The sequence below is a fragment of the Actinomadura sp. WAC 06369 genome (assembly GCF_003947565.1).
Lineage (GTDB): Bacteria > Actinomycetota > Actinomycetes > Streptosporangiales > Streptosporangiaceae > Spirillospora > Spirillospora rifamycini.
Map to the genome: position 1 here is coordinate 1 of NZ_QHJN01000404.1, position 749 is coordinate 749.

Sequence of the window (749 nt, forward strand, 5' to 3'; positions counted from 1 at the left end):
GGGTGCGGGGACGATTCGACGAACACCCCATGCCCCGACTCGCCCAGGACCCGGATCGCGCGATCGAACTCGACCGTCTCGCGCAGGCTCGCGTACCAGTACTCCGGCGTCAGCTCCGGGCCGTTCAACCACTCGCCGCTCATCGCCGACACCATCGGCACCCGCGCCTCACCCGGCTCAATCCCCGCCAGCACCGAAACGATCTCGTCCCGCAACTCATCGACATGAGCACTGTGGGAGGCGTAGTCCACCGGGATCATCCGCGTGCGGACCTGCTCACCGCACGACTCGGCCAGCTCGCGCAGGGCATCGGCATCGCCGGACACCACCGTCGCCGACGGGCCGTTCACCGCAGCAATCGAGAGACGCCCCTCGAACGAGGCGATGCGGGCACGGACCGCGTCCACCGGCTCGGCGATCGACAACATCCCGCCACGACCCGCCAACCCCCGCAACGTCCGGCTCCGCAGAGCCACCACCTTCGCCGCATCCTCCAGCGACAAAATCCCGGCAACGGCAGCCGCAGCGATCTCACCCTGCGAATGACCCACAACCGCGTCCGGAACGACGCCTGCGGCCTCCCACACCGCAGCCAGCGAAACCATCACCGCCCACAACACCGGCTGCACCACGTCCGCAGCCTCAAAACCGTGACCGCCCGCCAGCACATCGTCCAGCTCCCACTCCACGAACGGAGCCAGAGCCGCCGCACACTCCGCCAGCCGCGCCGCGAACACCGGCGACGCCTC

The 749-nt window shown here is 69.3% G+C and carries 1 protein-coding gene; it reads right to left on the minus strand.

Annotated elements, in window-relative coordinates; genetic code table 11:
* The coding region (locus DMH08_RS39690; RefSeq protein ID WP_233618088.1) for an acyltransferase domain-containing protein at positions 1-689 on the minus strand (689 nt) is incomplete at its 3' end.
* Positions 690-749: the final 60 nt, after the last annotated feature.